Origin of the sequence: Flavobacterium hydrocarbonoxydans (genome assembly GCF_009789235.1) — a bacterium.
GTDB lineage: Bacteria > Bacteroidota > Bacteroidia > Flavobacteriales > Flavobacteriaceae > Flavobacterium > Flavobacterium hydrocarbonoxydans.
This window is the reverse complement of record NZ_WSTB01000013.1, coordinates 1-22,256: the sequence shown is the minus strand read 5'-3', so window position 1 is coordinate 22,256 and position 22,256 is coordinate 1. Positions and strand designations below refer to the sequence as shown.

The 22,256-nt window shown below is 34.8% G+C and carries 21 protein-coding genes; 13 read left to right on the top strand and 8 right to left on the bottom strand.

Going from position 1 to position 22,256, the window contains the following annotated elements:
* The first annotated feature begins 5 nt into the window (after positions 1 to 5).
* The 10 genes from GON26_RS18710 (at position 6) to GON26_RS18665 (ending at position 9,573) form a co-directional block, all read left to right on the top strand.
* Positions 6 to 473: a low molecular weight protein-tyrosine-phosphatase gene (locus GON26_RS18710; protein WP_160376299.1), complete on the top strand. Its 468-nt coding sequence runs from the start codon at positions 6 to 8 to the stop codon at positions 471 to 473.
* A 70-nt stretch (positions 474 to 543) separates the two neighbouring features.
* On the top strand, positions 544 to 1,257 hold the full coding sequence (locus tag GON26_RS18705; protein ID WP_160376298.1) for an SAM-dependent methyltransferase: 714 nt from the start codon (positions 544 to 546) through the stop codon (positions 1,255 to 1,257).
* Between the two features lie 23 nt (positions 1,258 to 1,280).
* Entirely contained in the window at positions 1,281 to 1,733 is a 453-nt protein-coding gene (locus tag GON26_RS18700; RefSeq protein ID WP_160376297.1) for an energy transducer TonB, read from the top strand.
* Positions 1,734 to 1,767: 34 nt separating this feature from the next.
* Positions 1,768 to 2,895 carry a methionine aminotransferase gene (locus GON26_RS18695; RefSeq protein WP_160376296.1) on the top strand — a complete coding sequence of 376 codons (1,128 nt, stop codon included), beginning with the start codon at positions 1,768 to 1,770 and terminating at the stop codon, positions 2,893 to 2,895.
* A 76-nt stretch (positions 2,896 to 2,971) separates the two neighbouring features.
* Positions 2,972 to 3,853 (top strand): SDR family oxidoreductase, encoded by an 882-nt coding sequence (locus GON26_RS18690; protein ID WP_160376295.1) that lies wholly within the window; start codon positions 2,972 to 2,974, stop codon positions 3,851 to 3,853.
* 270 nt (positions 3,854 to 4,123) lie between these two features.
* On the top strand, positions 4,124 to 4,732 hold the full coding sequence (gene udk, locus GON26_RS18685; protein ID WP_160376294.1) for a uridine kinase: 609 nt from the start codon (positions 4,124 to 4,126) through the stop codon (positions 4,730 to 4,732).
* Positions 4,733 to 4,875: 143 nt separating this feature from the next.
* On the top strand, positions 4,876 to 5,208 hold the full coding sequence (locus tag GON26_RS18680; protein WP_160376293.1) for an FtsB family cell division protein: 333 nt from the start codon (positions 4,876 to 4,878) through the stop codon (positions 5,206 to 5,208).
* 17 nt (positions 5,209 to 5,225) lie between these two features.
* The gene (locus GON26_RS18675; protein WP_160376292.1) at positions 5,226 to 6,590 is read left to right on the top strand and encodes a methylmalonyl-CoA mutase subunit beta; all 1,365 of its coding nucleotides are present in this window, start codon (positions 5,226 to 5,228) and stop codon (positions 6,588 to 6,590) included.
* A gap of 30 nt (positions 6,591 to 6,620) precedes the next feature.
* The gene (gene scpA / locus GON26_RS18670; RefSeq protein WP_160376291.1) at positions 6,621 to 8,771 is read left to right on the top strand and encodes a methylmalonyl-CoA mutase; all 2,151 of its coding nucleotides are present in this window, start codon (positions 6,621 to 6,623) and stop codon (positions 8,769 to 8,771) included.
* 121 nt (positions 8,772 to 8,892) lie between these two features.
* Complete coding sequence (locus GON26_RS18665; RefSeq protein ID WP_160376290.1) at positions 8,893 to 9,573, top strand: hypothetical protein; 681 nt, start codon at positions 8,893 to 8,895, stop codon at positions 9,571 to 9,573.
* 74 nt (positions 9,574 to 9,647) lie between these two features.
* Here the strand turns inward: GON26_RS18665 and GON26_RS18660 are convergent, their stop codons facing one another.
* The 6 genes from GON26_RS18660 to dapF all read right to left on the bottom strand — a co-directional run bounded on the left by GON26_RS18660 (position 9,648) and on the right by dapF (position 14,291).
* Positions 9,648 to 10,289, bottom strand: coding sequence for a peptidoglycan-binding protein LysM (locus GON26_RS18660; RefSeq protein ID WP_160376289.1), 642 nt, complete (start codon positions 10,287 to 10,289; stop codon positions 9,648 to 9,650).
* A 97-nt stretch (positions 10,290 to 10,386) separates the two neighbouring features.
* The gene (locus GON26_RS18655) at positions 10,387 to 11,262 is read right to left on the bottom strand and encodes a DUF2279 domain-containing protein (RefSeq protein WP_230407966.1); all 876 of its coding nucleotides are present in this window, start codon (positions 11,260 to 11,262) and stop codon (positions 10,387 to 10,389) included.
* Positions 11,263 to 11,306: 44 nt separating this feature from the next.
* Positions 11,307 to 12,347 carry an endolytic transglycosylase MltG gene (gene mltG / locus GON26_RS18650; protein ID WP_160376288.1) on the bottom strand — a complete coding sequence of 347 codons (1,041 nt, stop codon included), beginning with the start codon at positions 12,345 to 12,347 and terminating at the stop codon, positions 11,307 to 11,309.
* 10 nt (positions 12,348 to 12,357) lie between these two features.
* Entirely contained in the window at positions 12,358 to 12,891 is a 534-nt protein-coding gene (locus tag GON26_RS18645; protein WP_160376287.1) for a GNAT family N-acetyltransferase, read from the bottom strand.
* A gap of 22 nt (positions 12,892 to 12,913) precedes the next feature.
* The gene (locus GON26_RS18640; RefSeq protein WP_160376286.1) at positions 12,914 to 13,462 is read right to left on the bottom strand and encodes a hypothetical protein; all 549 of its coding nucleotides are present in this window, start codon (positions 13,460 to 13,462) and stop codon (positions 12,914 to 12,916) included.
* Between the two features lie 46 nt (positions 13,463 to 13,508).
* On the bottom strand, positions 13,509 to 14,291 hold the full coding sequence (dapF, locus tag GON26_RS18635) for a diaminopimelate epimerase (RefSeq protein ID WP_160376285.1): 783 nt from the start codon (positions 14,289 to 14,291) through the stop codon (positions 13,509 to 13,511).
* A gap of 550 nt (positions 14,292 to 14,841) precedes the next feature.
* Between dapF and GON26_RS18630 the strand changes: the two genes are divergently transcribed.
* Positions 14,842 to 16,239, top strand: coding sequence for a trypsin-like peptidase domain-containing protein (locus tag GON26_RS18630; protein ID WP_160376284.1), 1,398 nt, complete (start codon positions 14,842 to 14,844; stop codon positions 16,237 to 16,239).
* Between the two features lie 159 nt (positions 16,240 to 16,398).
* Positions 16,399 to 17,847 carry a glyceraldehyde-3-phosphate dehydrogenase gene (locus tag GON26_RS18625; protein WP_160376283.1) on the top strand — a complete coding sequence of 483 codons (1,449 nt, stop codon included), beginning with the start codon at positions 16,399 to 16,401 and terminating at the stop codon, positions 17,845 to 17,847.
* Between the two features lie 109 nt (positions 17,848 to 17,956).
* Here GON26_RS18625 and GON26_RS18620 read toward each other — a convergent pair whose 3' ends face one another.
* The gene (locus GON26_RS18620) at positions 17,957 to 18,415 is read right to left on the bottom strand and encodes an Lrp/AsnC family transcriptional regulator (protein WP_160376282.1); all 459 of its coding nucleotides are present in this window, start codon (positions 18,413 to 18,415) and stop codon (positions 17,957 to 17,959) included.
* 200 nt (positions 18,416 to 18,615) lie between these two features.
* Here GON26_RS18620 and ald point away from each other — a divergent pair, with 200 nt between their 5' ends.
* Positions 18,616 to 19,734, top strand: coding sequence for an alanine dehydrogenase (gene ald / locus GON26_RS18615; RefSeq protein WP_160376281.1), 1,119 nt, complete (start codon positions 18,616 to 18,618; stop codon positions 19,732 to 19,734).
* A gap of 130 nt (positions 19,735 to 19,864) precedes the next feature.
* Here the strand turns inward: ald and pafA are convergent, their stop codons facing one another.
* A complete protein-coding gene (gene pafA / locus GON26_RS18610; RefSeq protein WP_160376280.1) occupies positions 19,865 to 21,481 on the bottom strand; it encodes an alkaline phosphatase PafA in 1,617 nt (538 codons plus the stop codon).
* Positions 21,482 to 22,256 lie beyond the last annotated feature (775 nt).

Below are 22,256 nucleotides of genomic sequence, written 5' to 3'. Positions count from 1 at the left end.
GCATCATGCCAGTAAAAATTTTAATGGTTTGTTTGGGAAATATTTGTAGATCACCTTTAGCCGAAGGCATTTTAGCATCAAAATTACCCAAAGACAAATTCATCGTTGACTCCGCCGGAACTGGTTCCTGGCATGTAGGTCACTCCCCGGACAAACGCTCTATTGCTATTGCCAAAAAAAACGGTCTGAATCTGGAAAATCAAAGAGGCAGACAATTTAGCAAAGCCGATTTTGAAGATTTTGACTATATTTACGTAATGGATAATTCGAATTACAATGATGTAATAGAACTGGCTAATACGGACGAACATAAAACTAAAGTCTCTCTTATTTTAAACGAATTATTTCCCGGAGAAAATGTTGATGTACCAGATCCGTTCTACGGTTCTACTAATGGTTTTGCTAATGTTTACCAAATGTTAGATGAAGTTTCGGAAATCATCGCACAGCGGCTTTTAGAAAAGCATCCCTAATTTTCAATTTCTTAAATTCAAAAATTGAAATCTACATAAAATCCGTTTTTACAAACTCTAAAAAACGCTCATGAAACTTTTAGGAAAACTATATTTAATTCCAACTACAATGGGCGAAAGCGATCCGATGGATGTTTTGCCGCAAACTGTAAAAAGAAGTATCGATTTTATAGATTACTACATTGTTGAAAACGAAAAAACAGCCCGAAAATCAATAAAAGCAGTTTCTCCAGAGAAAAAACAATCCGAACTTATACTTTTTACCCTGAATAAACGCACAGAACCAAGCGAACATTTAGACTTCATCAAACCTTTATTAGAAGGAAAGAATGTGGGCTTAATGAGCGAAGCAGGTTGTCCTGGCGTTGCTGATCCTGGTGCTGTTATTGTAAAATTGGCTCACGAAAAAGGAATTCAAGTTGTACCTTTAGTTGGTCCTTCTTCAATTCTTTTAGCGATGATGGCTTCCGGAATGAACGGCCAGAGTTTTACTTTTAATGGCTATTTGCCAATAGATAAAGACGAAAAAAAATCGGCATTGAAATTTTTCGAAAAATTATCTCAGGACAAAAATCAATCGCAGCTTTTTATTGAAACTCCATACCGAAACAATAAGTTGGTGGAAGATATTTTACAAATTCTAAATCCTTCAACGCATCTTTGTATTGCGACTGATATTACGTTGCCAACAGAATTCATCAAAACGATGAGAGTTTCGGACTGGAAGAAATTGAAAGTTGATTTGCACAATAGACCAACGATTTTTATTATTCATAAAATGTAAGCTAACATTTAAATCTCGTTGTCATGAAAAAGTTTTTGATTCTGATTTTTATCTGTACTGCACAGATTATATTTTCTCAACAAAAAAAAGTCAGGGAAAAAAGTGATGATTTACGAGACAACCTAAAAAATCACAAAGAAGAAGAAATAATTTTTGATGAAAATCATATCTATAATACTGCTGGGCTAGAAATTCTTCCTGCTTTTCCAGGAGGAATAGTTAAGTTTCATCAATTTATAAGTAAAAACTACAAAAAACCACACAAGCAACCAGCACTACAAGGAAAGATATTTGCCAGTTTTGTTATTGAAAAAGATGGAACATTAACTAACATGAAAAATCTCTACGACATTGGTTTTGGAACAGGAGATGAACTTTTACGTGTTTTAAAATTGTCTCCTAAATGGAAACCTGGAAAACAAAACAACAAAGAAATTAGAACTTTATATTCAATTGTATTTTATTTACCAAAATGAGAATATAATTATCTTCTTTTTCATTAATCTAATTATGAGTAAACTTCCGCACATAACTACTAGTATTTTTTCAGTCATGTCTAAAATGGCTGCGGAATACAATGCAATTAATCTTTCGCAGGGATTCCCGAATTTTCCTGTAGATGAAAGGTTGACTGAAATTGTATCAAAGTTAGCTTTCGAAAATGTGCATCAATACACACCAATGACAGGTTATCCGCCGTTGATGAATCAGATTGCAAAATTAGTTCAAACTTCTTATAACCGAATTATAGAACCCGAAACAGAAGTTTTGGTAACAGCGGGTGCGACTCAGGGAATTTTTGCATCCATTCAGGCTTTGGTAAAATCGGGAGACGAAGTCATTATCCTCGATCCAAGTTATGATTGTTACGAAGCACCGGTTTTATTATCAAATGCAAAGCCAGTTCGTGTCGCTTTAAACGATGATTATACACCAAATTGGGAAACAATCGAAAAAGCCTGCTCTTCAAAAAGCAAGATGATTATCATCAATAATCCGCATAATCCAACGGGGAAAATATTAACTGAAAATGATTTTTTACAATTAGAAAAAATTCTTTCAAAATTTCCAAATTTATTGGTTTTATCTGATGAAGTATATGAATTTATTACTTTCGAAGAAAAACATATATCGGCACATACCAAAGAATTCCTCTTGAATCGTTGTATTATGATTTCTTCATTCGGAAAATCTTTTCACATTACAGGCTGGAAAATTGGTTACGTGGTAGCACCGGAATATTTAATGAAAGAAATCAAGAAAGTACATCAGTTTTTGGTTTTCAGTGTCAACAGCATTTCACAAGTCGCTATTAGTCAATATTTGGATGTTGTTGATGTAAACCTGCTTGGAAAATTCTATCAGGGAAAACGTGATTATTTTCAAAAATTGATTCAAAATAGTCGTTTTGAATTGAAACCCTGCGAAGGAACTTATTTTCAGGTGGTTTCTTATGCAAATATCTCAAAAAACGACGATGTTACTTTTTGCAAAAAATTAATAACCGATCATAGTGTCGCGGCCATTCCAATTTCAACCTTTTATTCCGATCATAAAGACCAGAAATTAATACGTTTTTGCTTTGCCAAAGACAATCATACACTAGAATCTGCAGCTGAAAAATTGCGTAAAATTTAAAGTTTATCAAAATTTTATAACATTATTATGCGTGCATCCTATTTTATTTATTTAATATTGTAAAAAAAAGAAAAGTATGAGCTATACAGATAAAATGTTGCGTGATGACGCCTTAAAAGGTAAAGTCATTGTAGTTACAGGTGGCGGAAGTGGTTTAGGAAAAGCAATGACTAAATATTTCTTAGAATTAGGAGCTCAGGTAGCCATTACTTCTAGGGATTTAGAAAAGCTAAAAACGACTGCAACAGAACTTGAAACTGAAACTGGTGGAAAATGTTTGCCGCTTCAATGTGATGTACGTCATTATGAAGAAGTCGAAAACATGCTTCAGGAAGTTTTAAAAGCTTTCGGAAAAGTGGATGTTCTTTTGAACAACGCTGCCGGAAACTTTATTTCTCCAACAGAACGTTTATCTGCTAACGCATTTGATACTGTTATAGACATTGTACTTAAAGGATCTAAAAACTGTACACTTGCCTTTGGAAAACACTGGATTGATACGAAACAAAAATCTTCAACAATCTTGAATATTGTAACTACTTATGCCTGGACCGGTTCGGCTTACGTAGTGCCAAGTGCTACTGCAAAAGCGGGAGTTTTGGCCATGACAAGAAGTTTGGCTGTTGAATGGGCAAAATACGGAATCCGTTCTAATGCTATCGCTCCGGGACCGTTCCCTACAAAAGGTGCCTGGGACAGATTATTGCCAGGCGATCTTGCCGAAAAGTTTGATATGGCTAAAAAAGTGCCTTTGAAACGTGTAGGCGATCATCAGGAATTAGCCAATTTAGCAGCTTATTTAGTATCTGATTTTTCAGCATACATAAATGGTGATGTGATTACGATTGATGGTGGCGAATGGTTAAAAGGTGCAGGACAATTCAATTTATTAGAAGCAATCCCGGAAGAACTTTGGGATCAGCTGGAAATGATGATAAAAGCAAAAAAGAATAAATAATTTTACGTGCTTACTAAATTCAGAATATTCAATTATACTGATTGCACTAAATCCCGACGGTTCGCTGTCGGGATTTTTTTTAAATATTTCACCATATAAACAATAATCATTTTAACCATATAAGCAATATAAGTTCAGTGAAGTACTGTTTTATTTAAACATATTGCTGCTTAAATTTACTTACATTACTTATATGGTTAAATACACTAATATGCTTATTCAATCCGCAGAAATTATTATTTTTGCCTAACAAATATCAAACATAAAATTATGCTCATCATCGGACTTGCAGGAGGAACAGGAAGTGGAAAAACAACAGTAGTACATCAAATCATGAACGAATTACCAGATACAGAAGTTGGGGTAATCTCCCAGGATTCGTACTATAAAGAAAACCACGGTTTGTCGTTTGACGAAAGAGCATTAATCAATTTTGATCATCCCCGTGCCATCGATTTCGATTTATTGGTAAAACATCTCAAAGCCTTAAAAGCAGGTGAAACCATCGATCAACCGGTTTATTCGTTTGTACAGCACAACAGAATAGATGATACCGTTTCTACACACCCAAGAAAAGTAATGATTGTCGAAGGAATCCTAATCCTCACAAATCCGGAACTTCGTGAGTTATGCGACATCAAAATTTTTGTTCATGCCGACTCAGACGAAAGATTAATTCGCCGTTTAAAACGTGATATTTCAGAACGTGGCCGCGATATCGACGAAGTTTTAACACGTTATCAAAACACCTTAAAACCTATGCACGAGCAATTTATCGAGCCAACAAAAGCTTTTGCGGACATCATTATCCCGAATGACAAATACAACACTGTAGCAATAGATGTAGTTCGCGCCGTAATAAATCAGCGAATTTCATAAATTTTATTGTAAATTTATTCCAGAATATTTAGGAGCTATTCCCGCTATCCGTTTCAATCTTTTGTGCCGAACCCCGGCACAAAAGGATTTACACTACTATCGGGGCTAAAAGACGTTTAGAAATTATAAGAGCCACTCGTAAAATGAAATTAAAAAATCCATATAAAGATAAAAAATGGTTTAAATACCTGGGAAACAAATACGTTTGGGTTTTATTATTTTTTGTTGTTTGGATGTTATTTTTAGACAATTACTCCTATTTTGACCATCGTTTCCTGGACAATCAAATCAACGAACTCGAAGATAATAAAACCTATTATCAGGAAGAAATCAAGAAAGATCAGGAACAAATCAAGCAACTCAAAAATCCCGAACAAATAGAAAAATATGCTCGCGAAAAATACTATATGAAAAAAGACAGCGAAGATATTTACATCATCAAATTTCAGGATGATACTGTTCAGGAAAAAGAATAACCAAGAAATACAACCCAATGGCTACTACCCTATTCGAAGATTTTAATCCGATTTCATCCAAACAATGGAAACAAAAAATTCAGTTTGAGTTGGATGGCGCCGAATACAATCAAACCGTAATCTGGAACTCTCCCGAAGATATTCAGGTAAAACCCTTTTACCACAGAGACGAATTCACAAAAGCGGCTCCTGTACAAACTCAGGCAACCCACTTTTCTATTTGCCAAAATATATTTGTTTTTGATATCGAAAAATCTATCAAAAGAGCTTTAGACACCCTTAATCGTGGTGCAGAAAGTTTGCGTTTCACTATTCAGAACGAAGAAATCGATATTCAAAAATTATTAGAAAATCTTCCTTTAGAAAATAGATCTGTTTACTTTAATTTGAGTTTTATTTCAATCGATTTCGTAAAAATATTAGACACTATATCTATTCAGAAAAAAGCTAATTTTTATTGTAATTTAGACCCTATTGGTCATTTTGCCCGTCAGGGAAACTGGATTACAACATCGGATAAAAATAACTTTGAAACAATAGATTTAATTTCAAAAGCAACCACAAACCTTTCGCTAATAAGCGTTGATTTAGGATTGTACCAAAATGCCGGAGCCAACATGACACAGCAAATCGCGTATAGTTTGGCTCACGCTAACGAATACTTAAATCGTGTACCAAATATTCCAAAAAAGGTTGTTTTTCAGGTTTCGGTTGGAACCAATTATTTCTTCGAAATTGCAAAACTTCGTGCCTTGCGAATGCTTTTCAACCTGATTGCAGCAGAATACAACTCTGATTTAGAGTGTCATTTATTGGTGACACCAACCAAACGTAACAAAACAATTTACGACTACAATGTAAATATGTTGCGCACCACAACCGAATGTATGTCGGCGATTTTAGGCGGAGCCGATGCGGTTGCTAATTTGGCTTATGATGCTTTATACCACAAAGACAATGAGTTTGGAGATAGAATTGCGAGAAATCAATTGTTGGTTTTAAAACACGAAAGTTATTTTGACAAAGTCAATAATCCAGCCGATGGAAGTTATTATATCGAAAGTCTAACGATGCAATTGGCCGAAAAAAGTTTGACTTTATTCAAAAACATCGAAGCCGAAGGAGGTTTTCTAAAACTTTTAAACGCAGGAACCATCAAAAGTAAAATTCAGGAAAGTGCCAACAAAGAGCAGGAATTATTCGATTCTAAAAAAGAAGTTTTATTAGGAACCAATAAATATCCCAACAAAGATGACAAAATGAAACACGATTTAGAATTGTTTCCTTTTGTAAAAATAAAACCAAGAAAAACATTAATTACACCTATTATAGAAAAAAGATTAGCCGAAAAACTGGAACAGGAACGGTTAGAATTAGAGTAATCTTTTAGTAATTAATCAAATAAAAAAACAATGGTACGGAAGAACCTTAAACATATTAGCCTAGAAAGTCTAAAGTCAAAAGTTGTGACACAAAACTCAGAACCCATCCCGATAGCTATCGGGACTCAAAACTTCACCACTGCTGAAGGCATCGAACTTAAAGCAACATATTCTGAAAAGGATATTGAAGATTTAGAGTATTTGGATTTTGGAGCTGGTTTTGCGCCTAATTTACGTGGTCCTTACGCGACTATGTATGTGCGAAGACCCTGGACAATTCGTCAATATGCAGGATTTTCTACAGCTGAAGAAAGTAATGCTTTTTACAGACGAAATTTAGCCGCCGGACAAAAAGGACTTTCCATTGCTTTTGATTTACCAACCCATCGCGGTTACGATTCCGATCACGAACGCGTAGTTGGCGATGTCGGAAAAGCAGGCGTTGCCATCGATTCTGTTGAAGATATGAAAGTATTATTCGACCAGATTCCTTTGGATGAAATGTCGGTTTCGATGACGATGAATGGTGCGGTTTTACCTATTATGGCTTTTTATATTGTTGCCGCCGAAGAACAAGGCGTTGCGATTGAAAAATTGTCTGGAACAATTCAGAATGATATTCTAAAAGAGTTCATGGTGCGAAATACTTATATCTATCCACCAACTCCTTCGATGAAAATCATTGCTGATATTTTTGAATTTACGAGCAAAAAAATGCCAAAATTCAATTCGATATCCATATCGGGTTATCACATGCAGGAAGCCGGAGCCACTGCCGATATTGAATTGGCATACACTCTGGCTGATGGTTTAGAATATATTAGAACCGGACTTTCTACCGGAATGACTATTGATGAATTTGGACCAAGATTGTCTTTTTTCTGGGCAATTGGTATGAATCATTTTATGGAAATCGCCAAGATGCGAGCCGGAAGAATGATTTGGGCAAAATTGGTACAACAATTCAACCCAAAAAGTGATAAATCATTGGCTTTAAGAACACATTGCCAAACGAGTGGCTGGAGTTTAACAGAGCAGGATCCTTTTAATAATGTTGCCAGAACGTGCATCGAAGCTACGGCTGCCGCATTTGGCGGAACACAATCTTTACACACCAATGCTTTGGACGAAGCCATAGCGTTACCAACCGATTTTTCGGCTAGAATTGCGCGTAACACGCAAATATTTTTACAGGAAGAAACCAAAATCACCAAAACGGTTGACCCTTGGGGAGGCAGTTATTATGTCGAAAGTCTGACCAATGAGATTTTAGAAAGCACCTGGAAACTCATTGAAGAAGTAGAAGAATTGGGCGGAATGACAAAAGCCATCGAAGCCGGAATTCCGAAACTTCGAATAGAGGAAGCCGCCGCCAGAAAGCAGGCTCGTATTGACAGTTCGCAAGATATTATTGTGGGGGTAAATCAATTTAGACTAGAAAAAGAAGATCCGTTGCATATTTTGGATGTTGACAACCAAATGGTTCGTAAACAACAACTGGAACAATTAGAAAAAATAAAAGCAACAAGAGCTACTGAAAAAGTAAATCAATCACTCGAAAAATTAATTCATTGTGCCAAAACAGGACAAGGAAACTTACTAGAAATCGCTATCGAAGCTGCCCGAAACCGAGCAACTTTAGGAGAAATAAGCGATGCCCTGGAAAGTGTCTTTGGAAGATATAAAGCACAAATTAAATCCTTTAGCGGTGTGTATAGTGCAGCAATAAAAAACGATGAGAGTTTTGAAAAGGCAAAACAATTAGCAGATGCCTTTGCTAAACAAGAAGGCCGTCGCCCAAGAATTATGATTGCCAAAATGGGACAGGATGGCCACGACCGAGGTGCAAAAGTAGTAGCAACAGGTTATGCCGATGTAGGTTTTGATGTAGATATCGGTCCGCTTTTTCAAACTCCTGCCGAAGCAGCAAAACAGGCAGTCGAAAATGATGTGCATATTTTAGGTGTTTCTTCACTCGCAGCTGGTCATAAAACCCTGGTTCCTCAGGTCATTGAAGAATTAAAAAAACACGGTCGGGAAGATATTATGGTCATTGTAGGAGGGGTAATTCCGGCACAGGATTATCAATATCTTTTTGATGCTGGTGCTGTAGCTGTTTTTGGTCCAGGCACTAAGATTAGTGAAGCTGCCATTAAAATTTTAGAAATTCTAATAGATTAGACTTTTTAATTTAACATAATCAAAGCTAACTCTTATAAAATTTAACCTACATAAATTCTTAAATTATAGTTCATTTCTTTAATTTTGTTTTAATTGAATACTAACCAAACTTTAATTATTTATGAAAAAAGCAATCAGATTAATAGTAACTGTATTTATGTTATCGTGTACAGCTTCTTACGCACAAAATAATTTTAGACTTAACCTTTATGGAGCTTATACTTTTGAGGACAATTTTGATTCTTATTATGATTTAGGAAATTATTATCAAGGGCAATTACAGGATGGCTTTCAGTATGGTTTAGGAATTGAACTTGAAGTTCACCCTAATTCGTTTGTAGAGCTATCTTATTTAAGAGAAGATACCCATGCACCAACGCAATATTATAACGGTGGAGCTTTTAATAAATATGCCAATTTTGATGTAAATATGAATTACATCTTATTAGGCGGAACCAGAAGTTTTAGAAGTCCAGATTCTGATTTTGAAGGATTTGCCGGAATTATGGCCGGAATTGGAATAATCGGAATTGACGGAAGCACAAGCAATATGTCTGGTACTGTAACAGGAAATCACTCAGATTCTGCAACAAAATTTGCCTGGGGATTAAAAGCGGGAGTTACCTATTGGGCTTCTAAAAATGTCGGAATCAAATTTCAGGGACAAATGTTGTCGATAACACAATCTGTTGGAGGCGGTGTTTATTTTGGAACTGGAGGTGTTTCTACTGGAGTTAGCAGTTATTCTTCTTTGTATCAGTTTAGTTTAGGCGGCGGACTTGTGTTTGATCTAACGAATTAAAAAAATACTTTATAAAATAAAAAAATCCCGAAAGCTAAACTCTCGGGACTTTTTTTGCTTATCCATTTTCGAAATTAATCGTTTATTGTAGCATTACTATCCGCTTCAATAGAAGACAAATCATAACCTCCAAAATCTCTCATATAACTTCTTAACGAAGTTCCATAAGCATCTCTAAAACGTCTGTTTCCTTTGTTTTTGAAAAAGTTTTTTACCGATCCGGCACCACCAAGGTGAGCCGCAGCTAAAATTCCTGATTCTGTGATTTCGACACCACTAATGATTTTTCCCTCGTACCTTTCGATTTCTTTGCGCAAAACCCATTTATTTTTGGATAACAGTGCAATAAAAGCTTTTTCTTGTAACGCGGGATTTTTCAAAAAGGCTCTGTCATTGTGTACACCAACAGTTCTTAAAGTTTCAGAACCAAACTGGTATTTTCCCATATACCCTAAAGTATTTACTTTTCGGTATTTTCCCTGAGATTCTTTAAAAGCAACCGCTTCTTTAAAACCTATTAAACGATTTCCGGTGTAAGGGAAGTTGTTAAGTTTAGGATAATCATCCTTTTCTTGTGATGGAAATACGTATTCAGATCCATCTGTTTTTTCTATTAAAAACCAAGGTTTGGTTTCCAGATTAAAGGGTTTGAAACCCAAAGTTAAAAATGTAATAATAACGATTAAACTCGCGTAAAAATACCATTTCTTTATCATAAATTGTTTTTCTTCAAACACTGTCACCATTTGAAATTTCTGCGGTGCAAAGATAATAAATCTAAAACAATGCTGAAAACCAACAAGTTAATGTTTTCTAAAAATAAAACACATGTGCTTTGAGCCCTTTATTGGCGGAGTATTCGAGAGTTGGGGCCGGAATTTTTATCGTGTTAAAAACAGAAAAAATAGTTTTCAAAAAATGCGATTTTGTTTCAATTTTCGTCAAATTTACATCAAAAGAGAGAAAATACTGACGATAAATTTCCTGGTTTTGATTAAAATCTACATTTTCATTTTTAAAATTTCCACTTAACATTCCATCTGCTCCATATCCAAAAGCAAGATTTATCCATTTTGGAATTTTGGATTCTTTTGCAAAAGAATGAAGGTTAAAAGAAAGCCAATAAGTCTGTCCGTTATAATCTTTTAAAATTTGTTCGCTAAACGATTTTCCGAGAACATCAGGTCTTTGTTCAGCATATTTTGTAGTGTGAAAAGAGAATTTTGGAGTGATTCTTTGTTCTTTCCAAAGTAATTCCTGCGAAACATACAAAGCTGTTCCTGCGGCATTTGCAATTAAATCTCCTGAAGAAGCTCCCCATTCTGAAGAATATCCATCAAAAACTTCTACAGCAGTAAGAAAAGCAAAACCGATACCGGCTCCATAAATAAGTTGTGTTTTTTTACTGGATCCGCTCCAATTGAGCGCTTCGGCACCAAATCTGCCCAAATGATAAGCAGAATACATGTGCCCAATTTTATCCATCTGGAGCCACTCAGTATTATCATTTATAAAGTGAAACTTTGATTTTGGATAATCAGCGTACCAAAGTTGGTTTAAACCAATTAAAGTAACCGAAGCCAGAGCGGCTTCGGTTATGATGACTGTATGTTGTCTTTTTAGATTTAAAGAATCCGAAGGTGTTAAAAAACTTTCGAACTTGCTTTGAGCATTAAATTGAAAACTCAAAAAAAATAAAAAATAAAAAAGATAAGCTGTTTTTAATTTCAAAACTATCTTGTTACGCCCTGACTTGCAATCCAGTCAGAATATTTTTTTGCATTGATGTTATGTTCCGGCAAAGTAGTCGCAAATTCATGGTAACCAAAGCGTTCTACGCTGGCACAAAAATAAATAAAATCGTTTTTCTCTGGATTTAAAACGGCTTCAAGTGCTGTAATATCCGGCATTGCAATCGGTCCTGGAGGAAGTCCTGTATTCATGTAAGTATTATAAGGAGATCTCATTACCAGATCATTATAAAAAACTCTTTTGATGACCTGATCAAAATTATTATCTCTTAATTTTAAAGCATAAATCACAGTTGGATCGGCTTGCAAAGGCATTTCTAAACGTAAACGATTCAGATAAACTCCGGCGATTCTCGGTCTTTCGTCTTTTTTAACCGATTCTTTATGAACAATAGATGCCAAAATTGTAGCCTGAACGGGAGTTAATCCTTGTTTTTTAGCTTTTTCGATTCTTTCTTCTGTCCAGAAATTATGATATTCTTTGATCATTTTATCACGAAACTTCTCTGCCGAAGTATTCCAATATACTTCATACGTATTCGGGATAAACATGGCAAAAACATTGTCTTCGTTAAAGCCGTTTGCTGCCATAAAGGTAGAATCTTTAATTACTTTCATCAAAGACAAACTATCAGCTTCGATTTGCGAGCCTACTCTTCCTGCAAAATTCTCTAAACGCTCCTGATTATTAAAAGCTAATTTTACCGGAACGTTCGAACGCATTGCTCTTACCAAATCCATGCTGTTCATGTCTTTTTTAAGTAAAAAACGACCTGATTTTACGTTTTCAGGATAACTTCTTTTGTCCGCTACCATCTCGAAGTTTTCGAAATTCTTAACGTAAGGTGCTAATATTTTTTTGACATCGCTATAGTTTGCATCAGTTGGAACATAAACATAAAGTTCTTTTTCTTCAAATTTAGTATTGGCACTAAATATTTTACTAATTAAAACAAATCCGTAAATCATTAATATTGAAATTACGGCTACAGCAGTTAGCGTGATGATTCTTTTTATGTTCAAAGCTTAAAATTTAAATTTGTTTATTGATTAATTGGTACATTGCTTCGTCTTGATAGTGGCCATTAAGCAATATCCAATCTTTTTTGATTCCTATTCTTTCAAAACCAAATTTAGTAAAAAGAGCTATACTTGCTACATTTTCTACACTAATATTTGCGTACAATTGATGTAAATTTAAGTTAAAAAATGAATACTTAATCAGAAGCTCTAATGCCTCAGAACCAATATTTTGTCTTTTATTATCGTTACTCTGAATCACAATTCCGACTCCTGCCCTGTTATTTTTAGGATCAAATTCGAATAAATCAATCAATCCAATGGCCGGAAAATCATCGTCCTGACAGATTGCAAGACGCAATTGTTTGGCCTCATAAATATCCTGCTGGGCATTTTCGAGATACTGACGAACCAAAAAACGACTGTAAGGTGTGTAAGTATTACTGACTTCCCAAATGCTCTGGTCATTCTCCATCGCATACACAAATTCCAAATCATTGGGTTCGAGCGCACGTAAATAGATGTTTTTGCCTTTGAGAGTTATCATTGTCTATTTTAAAATTAAATAATTATTTACGACTATATTTTGTCTCGAAATTATATTTATTAACTCCTCTTTCAATAATTTTAAAAGCTGCGTAACTACAAAATAAAAAAATTAACAAAGGTATAAAAAGCTCTTTTTTTAAAAAATCAACAAAACTTTCATTATAATATAAATCAACTATTCTATTATTTTTTGGGCTCTCAGCAAGATATTCTACTTTTACCTTGTATGGAATTTCAGAAATCAATTTATTATTTGGCAGTTGACCATATGAATAATTTTTCGTGATTATTTTTTCTCCTTTTTTAGAAATAAAAACGTAATCATATTCATATCCCGAAACTTCAGTTGTTTTCGTATGCTCATTTGATTCTATAAAATCTTCAAAATATTTGGCTTTAATTATTATTCCAGATGCTATGATTCTTTCTCCTGTAAGTAATCTACATTTATCTAAAATTGGATTTAAATTAGTTTTTTCAAGAAAAAAGAACAGAAAGATAATTGGAAATATTAGACCCAATAAAACTGATTTACCTAAATTAAAATTAGTTAACTGCTTTTCTGTCATTTTTAAGATTTATATTATATACTCTTGAAATTTACTAAACAAATAATTAAATCTCCACGGTCCCTTTAAAAACAAACTTAGCAGGACCAATCAGGAAAACATTCGTAAAATGTTCACCCAATTTATCAAAAGAAACGGCTAATTTACCGCCTTCAACATTAATATTGATCGAAGTTTTATCCGTTTGCCCTGTAGCATTCATGGCAATCGCAACAGCGGTTGCACCCGTTCCGCAAGCCAGGGTTTCGTCTTCTACACCTCTTTCGTAGGTACGAAGCGAAAATTCTGTATCATTCACTTTACTAACAAAATTTACGTTGCTCCCCTTTTGTCCGTATAATTCTCCGTAGCGAATGGCTGCTCCGTTATCTTTTACATTATAGTTTTTTAAATCCTCTACAATTTGAACGTGATGAGGCGAACCGGTATTCAAAAAAGTATAAGTATCTTTTTTCTGAATTTCATCCACATCAATCATTTGCAACGAAACAATTCCGTCTTCAACCACAGTCGCATGATGCAGACCATCAGTAGCAATAAAGGTTGTTTTATCTTCGATGACATTCAGTTCTTTAGCGAAAGCTACTAAACAACGACCACCGTTTCCGCACATCGAACTCTGATTTCCATCTGAGTTATAATACACCATTCTAAAGTCGGTTTCAGAGTCATTTTCAAGCAAAATAAGTCCGTCAGCACCTATACCGAAACGTCTGTCACACAGGCGTTCAATTAATTTAATGTCTTCTTTCGGGAAAAAATCAGAACGATTATCAATCATGACAAAATCGTTTCCTGTACCTTGATATTTATAAAATTCTATTTGCATTGCTATTCGGTTATAAAGTACAAAAGTACAAACTATTAATTAACCCATAGATTGTTATTTGTGAAATACTCATTTACTATATCCTTCTGAATTTTATTATGCAAAGACATAGTTGCAACTTATAAAACCACAACAATAAAGATTTGAAGTTTAATATATATCCAGAAACGGGAACATCTACGTTCCTGATGTGAAACTTTACATCGCTGACGTGAAATTTCAAGTGCCGGACGTGAAATTTGGCGTTATGGGTATGAAATTTTTAAATCTTGTTGAAATTTTAATGAATGAAAATAGCATAAGAGATATTCAAACAAAATAGAATGTTAAAATTTTATAATTACTATTCCTAAAATCACAATTTTCAGATTATAGCCACTTAATTATTATTCAAACCTTTTAAATTGTGATTCAATATGTTAAATACCACTGATTTTAACAGACTATTAATTAATAAAATGTTAATGATTGTTAAAGAGCGTTAAACCATTTTTACAGATACTTTTTTCAAGTAATTTTACGTTAAATAACTTAAACATAAATTGTACTTATGAAAAGATTTTCAACCTTATTTTTAGTGTCCTTATTAAGCGGCGCTACTACACTTGGAGCTTACAAGTTATTATTTGACGGTAATAGTTCTTATTTTGGAAAAGGAAATCCTATTACTACACTTGCCCCTGAATCTTACGGAAGAAATGTTGGTTTAGCCGGTGAGGCTGTCGATTTTACTGAAGCTGCCGATAAAACTATTCACTCTGTTGTACACGTAAAAAATGTATCCAGAAGAACCGTTAGCAACCCAATGCTTGAATTTTTCTATGGTTATGGAGGCGGTCAGCAACAAGAACAAATTGGTACTGGTTCTGGTGTTATCATTTCTGAAGATGGTTACATTGTAACCAATAATCACGTGATTAAAGACGCATCGGAAATCGAAATAACCCTAAATAACAAAAAATCATACAAGGCAAAACTGATTGGTACCGATTCTAAAATGGATATCGCCTTATTAAAGATTGATTCCAGTGAAAAATTTCCATACACTGCTTTTGCTAACTCAGATAATGTGAAAGTAGGCGAATGGGTTTTGGCAGTGGGTAATCCTTATAATTTAACTTCGACTGTAACGGCTGGAATTGTTTCGGCGAAAGCCAGAGATTTAGGCAGCGGAATTCAATCCTTTATCCAGACAGATGCAGCGGTAAACCCTGGAAACAGTGGTGGTGCATTGGTAAATACCCGAGGAGAATTAATTGGTATCAATACGATGATTTCATCACAAACAGGTTCGTATGTAGGATACTCATTTGCAGTTCCATCTAATAATGCCCGAAAAATCATCGAGGATATTATGGAATTTGGAAATGTTCAGAGAGGAATTCTGGGTGTTGAAGGCGGCGAATTGAACAGCAATGCTTCTAAAGAATTAGGTATTTCTGAAACGGAAGGTTTTTACATCAACAAAGTTTCTAAAAATTCCGGTGCTGAGAAAGCCGGACTTACAAAAGGTGATGTTATTGTAAAACTAGACAACCAAAAAATCGCTACTTACGCCGATCTTTCAGGTTATATTAATACCAAACGCCCGAATGATGTGGTAAACGTAACTTATATTAGAGACGCAAAAACGAAAACCGTTCCGGTAACTTTAAGCAAAAACGAATTTTATAGTGCCGAATTTAAAGGAATCGAGTTAGAGAATATAGACGCTTCTGATAAAAAGAAATTCCACATTGATTATGGTGTAAAAATAAAAAACATCACCAATGAGAATTTGATGCAGTATCAGGACGAATTGCAAGGCAATATTATTTTAAAAATTGATAATGTAAAAGCGATCAATGTTGAAACCGTTTCGAAACTTTTGAAACAAAAAGACGAAGGACAAAGTATGCGTCTTGAAATGATAAACAAACAAGGAGAAATTCTTAGAATCATCATTTAAAAACAAATAATTTAAATTTTGAAAGTCATCTTAGAAATAAGGTGGCTTTTTTTTTATTCAAAAATAAATGCTAAAATAGTTTACGAAATCGATTGAAATGGATACTTTTGCGCAAAATTGTAAAATATTACTTTAAATTATTTTTTCAAATTTTCAATTATGAGCAAAAAATCTTTGTACCAAAAAGAGGTATCAATTCAAGTCGACCGAAGGAGAGCTGGTGTCGAATTAATTAAAGTCATAAGCGATTTATGGTATGACAAATCCATCGAAATGGTTTTATTCAAAAACCAATTGCTGGATAAAAATGTCAGCGATATTATCAATTTGCATCAATATGCGGGAGAATTTGTCGGGAAACCAATTACCGTTTTTGATTCGGTTGAAATTGCAAAAGTTATTTTGTCGTTAGATCTTCCACCTGCCAAATTAGACATCGGGAAACTAGCGTACGAATATCGCTTAGAAGAAGACAAATATCCGGATGCGCGATATTTTGTTATCGAAAAATTGAAAGAAGCAAAATTTTCAGAAGAAATTCAGCCAAAAGATGTCGTTTTATACGGCTTTGGAAGAATTGGTCGTTTATTGGCCAGAGAATTAATGTCGAAAACCGGAAAAGGAAACCAATTGCGTCTGAGAGCGATTGTAACCCGCGATAAAAATGATGCAACAACTTTAGAGAAACGAGCTTCTCTATTGCGCTATGATTCGATTCACGGAGATTTTCAGGGTTCCGTTACGGCAGACCCAAAAAACAATGCTCTGATTATTAACGGAACTACCGTTCATATTATCACAGCAAATGCACCAGAAGAAATAGATTATACCCAATTCGGAATTAACGATGCCTTAGTGATCGACAATACCGGAGCTTTCACCACAGAAGAAGCTTTAAAAAGGCACTTAACTTCAAAAGGAGCTCACAAAGTATTATTGACAGCACCCGGAAAAGGAGTTCCCAATATCGTTCACGGAGTAAATCATAACGAATACAACCCTGACGAAATAGATATTTTCTCGGCAGCTTCCTGTACTACAAACGCCATCACTCCAATTTTAAAAGTAATTGAAGATACTTTTGGAGTGGTTAAAGGACACTTAGAAACCATTCACGCCTACACCAACGACCAGAATTTGGTTGACAATATGCACAAAAAATACCGTCGTGGCAGAGCCGCAGCACTAAATATGGTTATTACCGAAACGGGTGCAGGAAGTGCTGTTGCGAAAGCATTACCATCATTAGAAGGAAAATTAACTTCGAACGCGATCCGGGTTCCGGTTCCGAATGGTTCTTTGGTGGTTCTGAATTTAGAAGTTAAAAAAGCAACTTCGATTCCGGCTATCAATAAAATCATGAAAAAGTATGCTCTTGAAGGAGAACTGGTAGAGCAAATAAAATATTCTTTGAATAATGAATTGGTTTCATCTGATATTGTAGGGACTTCGGCACCATCAATTTATGACAGCAATGCCACTATCGTTTCAAAAGACGGAAAAAATATTGTGCTTTATATTTGGTATGATAACGAATACGGCTACAGCCATCAGGTAATTCGTCTGGCTAAATATATTGCCAAAGTAAGACGTTTTACTTACTATTAATTCACAACCAAACCAAAACCCTAAAAGCCATCAAGATATCTTGGTGGTTTTTTGTTTAAAAAAGTCAGCCACAGATTAAAAGGATTATAATGATTTCTTTTGTAAAGTTTTAAATGGGCAAAACAGTTGTACTCTTTACTTCAGAGATTACAAATACCGTATTTATTAACGAAACTTCAGGTAAGACCGATAATTTTTTTTGATGAAAATGATGATAACTTTCCATGTCCGGAATGATAATCTTTAACATATAATCAAAATTTCCTGAGACATAATTACACTCCACCACTTCCGGCATTTCCATGATAGATAGATTAAAGCCTTCAGAAGTATCATAAGTCGTTTTGGTAAGTGTCACCTGGCAATAAACGGTTAGATTATTGCCTAGTTTTTTCTTGTTCAAAATCGAAACATATTTCTCTATAACACCCTCTTTTTCAAGACGTTTCACCCTATCATGAACAGGTGTTAGGGACAAATTTATTTTGTTTGCAATGTCTTTTAGGGTGTAGTGCGCATTTTCCTGTAAAAGACGTAAGATTTTCTTGTCAATTTCATCTAAAGCCATAACGAAAACGTTTTATTTAAACATCAAATTTCAGTCAATTTTTCTTTTTAAAGCAGTTTCGAAATCCTAAAAAAGAATATTTTTCTGTAAAAGTAATCAATAAAATAATATTTTCTTATTTATCAGTCGATTATCAATAATATATTCTCTATTAGTAGATTTGTAAAACAATTTCAAAAAAAACAAAAAAATATAACATAATGATAATAGGTGTTCCAAAAGAAATCAAGAATAACGAGAACCGTGTAGCGTTAACTCCTGCTGGTGTTTCTGAAATGAAAAACAACGGTCACGTAGTTTACGTACAGGCAACTGCTGGTTTAGGAAGTGGTTTTAGTGATGAAGAATATACAAACGCTGGTGCAACAGTTTTAGCAACTATCGAAGAAGTGTATGCTATCGCAGACATGATCATCAAAGTAAAAGAGCCAATTGCCTCTGAGTATAATTTGATTAAAAAAGACCAATTACTTTTCACATACTTCCACTTCGCTTCTTCTGAGCCATTAACGCACGCTATGATCGAAAGAGGAGCTGTATGTTTAGCTTACGAAACTGTAGAAAAAACAGACCGTAGTTTACCATTATTAGTGCCAATGTCTGAAGTTGCAGGTCGTATGGCTATCCAGCAAGGAGCAAAGTATTTAGAGAAACCATTAAAAGGAAGAGGAATTCTTTTAGGTGGAGTTCCAGGTGTACCTCCTGCTAAAGTTTTAGTTTTAGGTGGTGGTATCGTAGGTACTCAGGCTGCTAAAATGGCTGCTGGGTTAGGTGCTCAGGTAACTATTATGGATTTAAGTTTGCCACGTTTACGTCATTTAGACGATATTATGCCAGCAAACGTAAATACGCAAATGTCAAACCACTACAACATCGTTAAAGCAATTGCTGATGCTGACTTAATCGTTGGTGCTGTATTGATTCCGGGAGCAAAAGCACCACACTTGATTACTCGTGATATGCTTAAATTAATGCGTCCAGGAACTGTTGTTGTTGACGTTGCAGTTGACCAGGGTGGTTGTATCGAGACTTGTACTCCAACAACGCACGAAAACCCAACTTTCATTATTGATGATATCGTTCACTACTGTGTAGCAAATATGCCAGGTGCAGTTCCTTATACTTCTACATTAGCTTTAACAAATGCAACTTTACCTTATGCTGTACAATTGGCAAATAAAGGTTGGGAAAAAGCTTGTGCTGAAAACGAAGAATTGAAAAAAGGATTAAATGTAGCTAATGGAAAAATCCTTTACAAAGGGGTTGCAGAAGCTTGGAATCTTCCTTTCAACGAAGAAATAGTGTTAGCAAACGCATAGTGCTAACATTAAAAAAAGTGCTTACTAAATCACTTTAAAAAGGCTTTTCTAAATGAAAAGCCTTTTTTTTATCCCATAAAAAAACCTGTCTTATCGACAGGTTTATATTATTTATGTAAATCCAAAATAATTATTTTTCATCCAAAACTTCCTCCAGCACTTTAGCTTCAGTTGCATTAGGAAGAGCAACTTTAACTTTTAGTGCAATAGTTGGAGCAATTTCAGTAATAGCCTTTTTATCAAAGGATTCTCCTTTTTTAATATGCCAGCCATAAAAAAGTGCCGGTACATGCGTATCATAATTATAAAGTGTACCATGAGAAGTACCCGTCGTAGCATATTGAATATTCCCCGGTTTATCAATTATAACCATATCACCATCCTGAGTCACATCATAACCTTTAGCAACAAAATTTAAGTAAGCATCATTACCTGAGTTTGCCAGAATTTCCTCTTCAGTATAGGCCTGTTTAACTTGAGGCTGAGCCATTAAAAACTCCTTAAAAGCTTGCTTGATTTTCACTAATTCCAAACCTTTGTCTTTTATAAGTGTTTTGTTGAAGAAAATATTAAAATTAGAATAATTCAAAATCAAATCAACTCCGCACGTTTTAATTGAGAAGTCCTGTAAACTCTTTTTTACCTCTTTTCCAGAGTGATTATCTACATTATATTTACGATCTTTTAAGTAAGCCACGTTTTCAGCTCCTGCGTGATCAGCGGTCAGGAAAAGCAAATAATTATCTTTACCCACTGTTTTATCAAGATAGTTCAGAAAATCTGCAATAGTCTGATCTAAGCGCAGGTAAGTATCCTGAAGCTCCATCGAACGAGGCCCTAATAAATGTCCAACATAATCAGTAGATGAAAAACTAACCGTCAGAAAGTCTGTAATATTATCCTTTCCTAACTCTTCTTTTTCAATTGCTTTCATGGCAAATTCAGCTAATAAGTCATTCCCAAACGGAGTAGATCTTATGACACCTGCATCATTTTTTTCATACATACTCTTCAAATCATACGGAAAAACTGGTGCAGCACTGCCATACAACTTACCTTCATAAGGATTATTATCTGGTAAGCTTTCATTATAGGTAGCGGCAGGCTTATACAAATCCCAGCCTTTATTAAGGTAAGGCAAATAATGTTTTTCATTATTAAATTGTGTAACCCAATCAGGTAATTTTTCGCCGTAAAAAGTACTAGAAATAAAAGCACCAGTTTTACTGTACCAAAAAGCCCAGTTAGCAAAATGACCAGCAGGCAAAATTGCACCACGATCTTTTAAACTCATCCCAATTACTTTTCCCGCAAAATTAGTCCCCATTCTTACTTCGTCAGTAACCGTAGTACTCAACAAGTTTTTCGGAGACATTGCTCCTTCTTCTGCGGTACCATCACCCACCGTTTTTACAGAAGCATCATCTGTACAATACACATCTTTCCCAAGTGTACGGCTAAACCATTCATTTCCAACAATTCCATGTGTAGCCGGCGTAGTTCCCGTATAAATAGAAGCATGTCCTGGAGCCGTATAAGTAGGCACATAATTGTAGTGCATATTATGAAACGTATATCCATTATTCATTAATCTCTTGAAACCATTTGGAGAAAAATCATCTGAAAACCGATACAAATACTCCATTTTCATTTGATCGACTACAATACCAACCACTAATTTTGGACGCTGTTGAGCATTTAAATTTGAGATAACAAATAAGGTCAACAATACAATACTTTTTTTCATACTTAAATTATAATTTACACAAAAATACAGATTCACATTTAAAAAGACGAAACTCAACAATCGAAAAACCTAATATTGACTTTAATTTAACAGAAGCATTATTTTTAGGGCGTTTCCCTCCGGGCCGGGCTGTCCGCTATATTCCCGATTAACAAAAACTACGGCTAAAAAGCCTTGTTTTTCTAAATCGCGAGATGCCGCTCCCATCCCTAACGCATACCAAGATCTGTTTTCATAAGAAAGAAGATCTTAACAATTGAGTTAGAAGCTGGAAGTTTAAAGTTGGAAGCTAGAAGTTGGAAGTTGGAAGCTTTATAGCAAAATAATTAGCATAGACTCGTCTTGAATTTCGAATTTCGAATTTGAAGTTCCCCATAATTCTTAGCGTCTTAGCGACTTTGCGGCAAAATGGAAAGTTTTTTTCACGCAGATTTAAAAAAAGATTTAAGCAGAGTTTCGCAGATAATTTTTTCAACCATACTTATACTAAACTTTAGTGTCCTGGTCTCTTTACGGCAAAAAAAGCTGGAAGTTAGAAGTTGGAAGCTTCAAGCTTTATCTGAGAGATGCGTTTGGATTTTGGAATTTCGAATTTGAACTTTAGAGTTTCCCATAATTCTTAGCGCCATAGCGCCTTCGCGGCAAAAACCCGTTCATGTTATAAAACAAAAAATCCCCATCAAATTCATGATGAGGATTCTTAAAAGAAAGGCGACGACATACTCTCCCACATAACTGCAGTACCATCTGCGCAGGCGGGCTTAACTACTCTGTT